Origin of the sequence: Carboxydocella sporoproducens DSM 16521 (genome assembly GCF_900167165.1) — a bacterium.
Classification (GTDB): domain Bacteria; phylum Bacillota.
In genome coordinates, this window is sequence record NZ_FUXM01000077.1 from 1 (window position 1) to 2,081 (window position 2,081).

Consider the following 2,081-nt stretch of genomic DNA (forward strand, 5'->3'; position numbering starts at 1 on the left):
GTTTCCCATAGTCGCTCTACTCTACCTTTGGCCTGGGGTGAACGTGCTGGAATAAGGGTTATACCTAGCTCTTTCATAGCTCTGCCAAACTGGGTGTCGTTAACAACTTTGCCTTGCAATTGCTCCTCAATCGTAAGCCTTGAAGCGTTTTGGGAGAGAAAAATTGAGTGTCTGTCTGCATAGATACTTGCTGGAATACCGTGCTTGTTAACGATTTGCCAGATTACCTCAAAATATCCTTGCAAGCATTCATTCTTGGCCAGGTAGAGTCCTACTATTTTCCCGGTGGCATCGTCAATTGCACCATGGAAGGCAAACTTTTCATTAGTGCCAAACCATTCAAAAGGAGTGGCATTCATTTGTATAAGGAGGCCTTGGAGTGACGATAAAAGTGCAGTCGCAAAACACCCTCAAATACGATAAAATAGACGTACGTGAACTGAGGAGGATGCGACAATGGGAACATATGATAAGCAGTTTAAAAATGAAGCCGTTCGACTGTCGGACGAGGTTGGTGTAAAAAAAAGCGGCTCAGCAGCTAGGGATACCATACTATACTTTAGCTGATTGGCGGAGCAAGCGAAAACAATATGGAGATCAGGCTTACGTCGGCAGTGGTCACTCATATCCAAGTGAAGGAAAAAGGCAACGTGAAATAGAGCTTGAGCGTGAGAATGCTGAACTACGCAGGGCAAATGAGATACTAAAAGATGCATTGTGTTTTTTCGCAAAAGACCGGAAGAAGTAAAACCGTGCCAGCTTTATAGATATATCAGCATTAGACGGAAATGTTGGAACGTTAAGGAAATGTGCCGAGTACTAGGGGTCAGCGAATCAGGATATTATCGCAGCCTGAGAGCTTCGGACAAACCGAAACGTCGAGAGCTTCTTCTGGTCAGGATAAAAGAAATCATTAGACAAAATGAGGATAACGATAATTATGGCGCCCGGCGAATCCATTTGGCACTTATTCAGGAAGGTGTAAAGGCCAGCTATAGCTCTGTATACCGAGCAATGAAGCAAAACGGGCTAATAAAGAAGCCTAAGCTACATCCAAATGGTATTACCCGTGAGGATGCAGAAGCCCATAAGAGCGAAAACCTGATTCAGCGCAACTTTACTGCGGAAACACCGAAACAAAAGTGGCCGGCGGACATTACTGAAGTACCATGTTCAGACGGCAAGTTATATGTAGCAGCAGTCTTGGACTGTTTTAATGGTGAAATCGTTGGGTTGGCAATGGATGATAATATGAGGAAGGAGCTCTGTATACAAGCTTTTGAGAGTGCTTGCAAATCGAGAAACGCTCGTGGCATGATATTTCACAGCGACAGGGGCAGTCAATTTACAAGCTACGCTTTCAGGGAAAGCCTTGCTCGCTTTGGTGCGATTCAAAGCATGAGTGGGACAGGCCGCTGCTATGATAATGCTAGGATGGAAAGCTTTTTTGCAACGTTAAAGAAGGAAAAACTATATCGGATCCGTACTGAGCGTTTTACAATGTCTTTCGTCAAAACTGTTATTTTTCGATATATAATGATTTACTACAACAGGCAGAGGATATATACTTCAAACCCGGACGGTTGGCCTCCAGCGATATACCGTGAGAGGTATCTGGGAATAGCAGCATAGAAACAGGGATGGGCGCGGGGGCGCGGCGAAAATTTTCTGGAACCTCCGTTCCGCTACGCTACACTTCGGTTCCAGAAAATTCTTTTTGGGTGTTTTTAAACTGAGCTAATTGCGTTGTCAGAAAATCCTGACAATCCAAGGGATTAGCGAAAGGTCAAAAATAAATTTACCCCAGAAAAAGGTGTATAGAAAAGGGTTTTTAGCGCAAAACAAGAGGCTGAGGGAAAAATTCACCCCAGCCTCAAATGTTGTAAAAAATAAGCAACAGGCATCCACCTGTGGTAAAATTGAAGTTGAAAAGACAAAAATCCTACCCAGGGAGGGATGCCTGTTATGGCTATTATACCACAAATTAAGCTATTTGAGTGGACAGAAATACAAACAATTGGAGATTTAGTTCGTTTACGGCTGGTTCTGGATTACATGCCAGACGAAGAGTTAATGAGGAC

General features: G+C 43.7%; 1 protein-coding gene and 1 pseudogene. One reads left to right on the forward strand and one right to left on the reverse strand.

Features of this window, described 5'->3' with window-relative positions; genetic code table 11:
- Positions 1 to 377: pseudogene (locus tag B5D20_RS13520) on the reverse strand (ISNCY family transposase); the annotation flags it as partial.
- Between the two features lie 340 nt (positions 378 to 717).
- Here B5D20_RS13520 and B5D20_RS13530 point away from each other — a divergent pair.
- Positions 718 to 1,632, forward strand: a complete 915-nt coding sequence (locus B5D20_RS13530) for an IS3 family transposase (RefSeq protein WP_107758385.1) — start codon at positions 718 to 720, stop codon at positions 1,630 to 1,632.
- The last annotated feature ends 449 nt before the right edge of the window (positions 1,633 to 2,081 follow it).